Here is a 5279-nt window from a genome sequence, read left to right as displayed (position 1 = left end):
CAGGCCGTCGCCCGCGGCCGCGATCGGCCCGGCCTGACCGGCCACGGCGGCCCGGCACTGTTCGATCGCCTGCAGGTTGTAGTCCACGCCGGTCACGGTCCGACCCCCTCCGAGCAGTTCGGTGCTGGGACCTCAGACGGGGGCCGCGGCGGGCCGGTTCCCCACCGGTTCAGACCTCTTCGAGCAACTCCCACACGCACCCGGCCAGGCGGGCGTTGTCCGCCGGGGTGATGGTGCTCCACATGCGACCGTCGTTGCTCGGCCTGGTCAGGTAGACGTACCGGCCCGCCTCGGTGTCGTGGAAGGACACGACCCGGTCGGCCCGCCTGCGCCGCTGGTCGCGGCCCACCCGCTCCGCCCCGAGCTGCCCGCGCACCCGCATCCCGGTGACCATGCTCACCAGCTCCTGGGCGTCGGACAGCAGGACGCCGCCCTGGTACAGCGTGGTGACCATGCCCTGCGGGTTGCCGCCCGCCGCCCTGTCCGCGTCGAGCAGCAGCTCGGTCGGCAGGCTCACCGACCGCCCCGGCCCGGCCGGGACCTCACCGGCGATCGACACCGCCGCCTCGGCGATCGCCGTCGCCCGCGTCGGGATCAACCACACCTCCTCCCGGTCGACCGCGGCGAGCATCGCCTGCTCGCCCGAGGTCACCGCGAGGGCCTTGATCTGCCGGTCCGTCCACACCCAACTGTCCACGGACAGCCTGGGGTGGGCGAGCAGGCTCAGCCGGTCGGCCAGCTCCGGCACCACCCGCCCGCGCTCGACCAACCCCCGCTGCTCCAGCGAGGCGAACGCGCCCTCGACCAAGCCTGCCCGCTCGGTGTAGGTGGTCCCCGGGCTCGGCACGTCGACCGCCACGTGCCTGCGCGGCAACCGCTCGGCCTCCCACACGACGTCGAACTCCAGCGCCGAGAGCACTGTGGTGGTCGTGGCGCTGGTGGACAAGCTCAGTCGTCCTGGCCCAGCACCGGCGACACCACGAGCCGGTCGTCGCCGAAGACGTCCTCGGAGTCGATCCCGTACTTGCGCACGTGCTCGTCGTCGTCCTCCCCCGGCGCCCCGGCCCCGGCCGCCGCGGGCGACATCAGCGAGGAACCGCGCCCACCGCGCGTCCCCCCGAGCCGCTCGGCGTTGCGCGCCGCCCTGGCCTCCTCCTCCGGAGCCCCGGCGATCGCCGACTTGTTGTTGCGCGCCTCCGACCCGTCCACGCCCGCGGCACCGGCGACGCCCTTGCCGCCGCCCCCGCGGACCAGCCGGTCCTTCTCCAGCGCGGACCCGACCCCGGCCCCGGCCCCACCGGCACCGGCGATGCCCGCGGCCGTGGCCACCCCGTCGACCAGACCCGGGCCGAACCCGGGCCGGAACCCGGTCAAGCCGCCACCACCGGGCGCCAACCCACCCGGGGAACCACCGGTCGGCCCGATGCCCGCGATCCGGCCGTTGCCGAGGGGATTGCCGCCCCCGGGCGGGGAGTTGACACCGCCGGGGTTGTTGAAGTTGCCGGAGTTGTTGGGGCTGTTGCTCCCGGATCCGCCGGAGCCGCTGCCACCGCCCCCGTCGATGCCGGAGAACACCCCCGCCTGGTTCCCGGCCGCGAGGCTGATGCTCCCCGGTGAACCGGGGGCCCCAGCGGCACCGGTGGGGGTGAAGGAACCGGGGTTGCCGGTGAAGCTCTGCGCGGACGTGCCCCCGAGGTGCGGCGCGGGCTGCGCCACCAGGTCCAACCCGGGCGGCACGGGCAGCGCCTGCGCACCCCCGATGGCCGACTGGCTGCCCCGGCTGTAGTCGTTCATCGCCGCCGCGGCGGCGTCGTGCGCGGCCCGGGTCTCCTCGACCTTGCGCGCGTTGTCGGTGGTGTAGCCGAACGTGCCCGCGAGGTCGTCGAAGAACCCCGTCTGGGTGGGGCCGCGCAACTCCCCGCCCTGGGGCGCGGCGTTGCGGGTGGAGTCGAAGACCGCACCCTGCTCACCCACGTTCGCACCGGTCGCCCCCGCCCGGGTCCCCGCGTCCTCGGCGTAGACGCTCGCCGCCTTGGTCGCCTCCTGCCCCCGCTGCGAGGCGTCGCCCTCCCACTCCACGCCGATCTTGGCCAACTCCTGGCGCAGCGTGCGGTCGGTCTGGTCCAAGCCGTCGGCGATCCGCTTGAGCGCCCCGACGGCCCGGTCGAGGCTGTCCGAGCCGGGGCCGCCGCGCAACGCGTCGAGCTGGGCGGCGAGGGCCTGGTAGCTGTAGCCCTGGAACCGCAGGTCGCCGAGTCCGTAGTCGTTCGCCATGTCAGCCCCTCACCTCGAAGCCCGCAAGGTCGCGAGAGCGAGCTCCGCGGCCTCCTGGCTCATCTGGCACAACTGTTCCTGGGTGAACGTGAGTGGACTGACCGCGTCCGCGCTCACCATCAACTGCTGGCCCGGCGCGACGTCGATCGTCGTCGTGCAGTCCACGGAGTTGGGCCCGTCCCCGGGGATGAAGTACTGGGCGGCACCGTAACCGCCGACGGAGACCAACGCGGCCTCGACGTTGCGCTTGCCGGTCAGCCACGGACCGATGCCCTCGGTCGTCACGGCGGTGAGCCTGTAGTCGTGGTACGGCGCTTGCTCGGAAACATCGAGGACGCACTCTTTCGCACCCGCGAAAGCTTCACTCTTGTCGACAGTCGATCGGGTGCGGTTCACCTTCAACTGCTTGAGCTGATCAGTGGTCATCAGTGCGCACGGATCGACCGAGTCGAGCTTGAGGTCAGCAGGCCGCGCCGGGATGTCCACAGTCGGGGGCGGTTGCGTAGTCGCCGAACCCGAAGGGGGACCGCTCGGCGCAGTCTCCCGGGACGTAGGGGTGCCACTCTCACTGGTGGTGCATGCGACCGCGCCGAGCGCCAGGACGGCGATCGACGCGGACAGCAGCAGTCGACTAGACAACGCGGGATCCTCCGAGCGCGGAGGTGATCTGCTCCTCGTTGTAGCCGTAGTCTTTCGCCGTGGCCCTGAGCTGGCTGACCAGCTTGTTCAGGCCCAGGATGTACTCCTGTACCCGCACCGCGTAGGAGTCTTCGTTCCTGATCAGGATGTCGTTCCACGCCTCGGTCATCCGCTGGGACACCTCGTCGTCACCGGGCGGCACGATCTCGAGGTCGTCGTGGGCGTCGTCGAAGGTGTCCTTGAGCTCGTCCACCTGGTTCTGGATGATCTTGGCGGCGGCGAGGACGTTGTCGTGGTTGACGACGAAGTGGCCGCCGCTGGACGGGGCCGTGCCGCGGGTGAGGTTGTCGAGCAGGTTGGCGGCGCCGCCGAGCAGACCGCCGACCACACCGCCCAGCGCCCCGAGTGGGTTGGCATCCATGTCACGCACCCCCGGTACTCATCGTGACCGTGTCATCTCCGGTTGCAGGTTACCAACGTGCTGGTAGGGCCTACCTGAACTTTGACGGAGAAAACCCGGTCGCGGTTCCCGCTAGTCGGGGAGGGTGATCTCGCCGTCGGCGGCGCGGAGGGCGATGTCGGTGCGGTGGTGGGAGCCGGGGAGGTGGACGGCGTCGACGCGGTGGTAGGCGTCGGCGCGGGCGGTGCGGAGGTCGGGGCCGGTGCCGACGACGGCGAGGACGCGGCCACCGGCGGAGACCAGGGCGCCGTCGTCGCGGCGGCGGGTGCCCGCGTGCAGGACGCCCTCGCCCTCGGCGCCGGTGATGACGTCGCCGGTGCGGGGGCGGCCGGGGTAGCCGTCGGCGGCGACGACGACCGTGACGGCGGAACCGGGCGCCCACTCCAGCGGCGGGTGGGCGGCGAGGGTGCCGGTGGCGGCGGCGTGCAGGAGGGTGGACAGGGGGCTGCGCAGCATGGCCAGCACGGCCTGCGTCTCCGGGTCGCCGAAGCGGCAGTTGAACTCGATCACCTCGGGCCCCTTCGAGGTCATCGCCAGGCCCGCGTACAGCAGCCCGGAGAACGGGGTGCCGCGCCGCGCCATCTCGTCGACGACCGGCTGCACGATGCGCTCGACCACGTCGTCGGCCAGCCCCTCGGGCGCCCAGGGCAGCGGGGTGTAGGCGCCCATGCCGCCGGTGTTGGGCCCGGCGTCGCCGTCGCCGACGCGCTTGAAGTCCTGGGCGGGCAGCAGCGGCACCACGGCCCCGGCGGTGTCGACCACGCAGAACAGGGAGACCTCGGGGCCGTCGAGGAACGACTCGAGGAGCACCGGGTGCCCGCCGTCGAGCAGCGTCATCGCGTGGGCGCGGGCGGCCACCAGGTCCTTGGTGACCACGACGCCCTTGCCCGCGGCGAGCCCGTCGTCCTTGACCACCCAGGTGGGCCCGAACCGCGTCAGGGCGGCGTCGAGGCGGGCGGGGTTGTCCACGACCTCGCTGTGCGCGGTCGGCACCCCCGCGGCGGTCATGACGTCCTTGGCGAACGCCTTCGACCCCTCGATCCGCGCCGCCTCGGCCCCCGGCCCGAAGCAGGCGATGCCCGCCGCGCGCACCGCGTCGGCCGCCCCGGCCACCAGCGGCCCCTCGGGCCCGATGACGACGAGGTCGGCCTTCCACCGCCCGGCCAGCTCGACCACGGCGGCGGGGTCCACGGCGTCGACCCCGTAGGTCTCCGCCAGCGCGGCTGTCCCGGCGTTGCCGGGCGCGCACGCCAGCGCGACCACCTCGGGGTCCTTCGACAAGGCGAGGACCAGGGCATGCTCGCGGGCGCCAGACCCGATCACCAGGACACGCACGAGGAGCGAGCGTAGAGGCTGTGCGCCGAACGGCGGTAATCGAGTGGCCGGTGCGCACCCCACCCGCCTCCGGTCGCCGTCAACCCGGGTCGGCGTCGGCTGCTCGCGGCGGGCACGTTCCCCGAGGCCCACGGCCCCTCCCCGAGGCGCCGCACCTGGGCCGACGCGAGTGGCCCGCGGTTGTCCACAGGGAGGGGCAAGTGGTTGACAAATCTGGCGGCGTGCACCACACGGGAGCCATCCACAGCCCCCACCCTCCCGAGGGGATCTGCGGCCCTTGGGCCATTCTACCAGCGGGAATACGAGTTGGGGGCGCTGTTGATCTTGCCTGTGGACAAGTTCTGTCGCTGGGATGGGTGACGTTTCGGGGACGGGGTCGGTCTGTTCTGGGGAGGCCGGGTGGGTGGGCACCAGGAGGGCGCCGGAGGTGGGCGCCCGGGAGGGCGCGGGCAGGTGATCGGGCTGGACTTCGCCAGGGGTCGGGCCAGGCCGGGCGGGTCGAGGTCGGGGTCGGGCGGGTCGAGGTCGGGGTCGGGCGGGTCGAGGTCGGGGTCGGGCGGGTCGAGGTCGG

At 73.1% G+C, this 5279-nt stretch carries 5 protein-coding genes; all 5 read right to left on the bottom strand.

Going from position 1 to position 5279, the window contains the following annotated elements:
* Positions 1-169 precede the first annotated feature (169 nt).
* The 5 genes from L6E12_RS11610 to purD all read right to left on the bottom strand — a co-directional run bounded on the left by L6E12_RS11610 (position 170) and on the right by purD (position 4708).
* Entirely contained in the window at positions 170-946 is a 777-nt protein-coding gene (locus L6E12_RS11610; protein WP_236227900.1) for an ESX secretion-associated protein EspG, read from the bottom strand.
* Between the two features lie 2 nt (positions 947-948).
* Positions 949-2274 (bottom strand): PPE domain-containing protein, encoded by a 1326-nt coding sequence (locus L6E12_RS11605; RefSeq protein ID WP_236227899.1) that lies wholly within the window; start codon positions 2272-2274, stop codon positions 949-951.
* 9 nt (positions 2275-2283) lie between these two features.
* Positions 2284-2913 (bottom strand): DUF3558 domain-containing protein, encoded by a 630-nt coding sequence (locus L6E12_RS11600; RefSeq protein ID WP_236227898.1) that lies wholly within the window; start codon positions 2911-2913, stop codon positions 2284-2286.
* The gene (locus L6E12_RS11595; RefSeq protein WP_236227897.1) at positions 2906-3334 is read right to left on the bottom strand and encodes a hypothetical protein; all 429 of its coding nucleotides are present in this window, start codon (positions 3332-3334) and stop codon (positions 2906-2908) included. The genes L6E12_RS11600 and L6E12_RS11595 overlap by 8 nt, the downstream gene beginning before the upstream one ends.
* Positions 3335-3445: 111 nt before the next feature.
* A complete protein-coding gene (purD, locus tag L6E12_RS11590) occupies positions 3446-4708 on the bottom strand; it encodes a phosphoribosylamine--glycine ligase (protein WP_236227896.1) in 1263 nt (420 codons plus the stop codon).
* Positions 4709-5279 lie beyond the last annotated feature (571 nt).

The sequence above is a fragment of the Actinokineospora sp. PR83 genome, assembly GCF_021056305.1.
GTDB classification, from domain to species: domain Bacteria; phylum Actinomycetota; class Actinomycetes; order Mycobacteriales; family Pseudonocardiaceae; genus Actinokineospora; species Actinokineospora spheciospongiae.
Note: the sequence above shows the minus strand (reverse complement) of the source record. Positions and strands in the feature narration are given on the sequence as shown.

Bases quoted from the DNA above. Each gene is read 5' to 3' on its own strand.
- L6E12_RS11595 (WP_236227897.1), bottom strand. From the start codon at position 3,334: ATGGATGCCAACCCACTCGGGGCGCTGGGCGGTGTGGTCGGCGGTCTG.
- L6E12_RS11605 (WP_236227899.1), bottom strand. From the start codon at position 2,274: ATGGCGAACGACTACGGACTCGGCGACCTGCGGTTCCAGGGCTACAGC.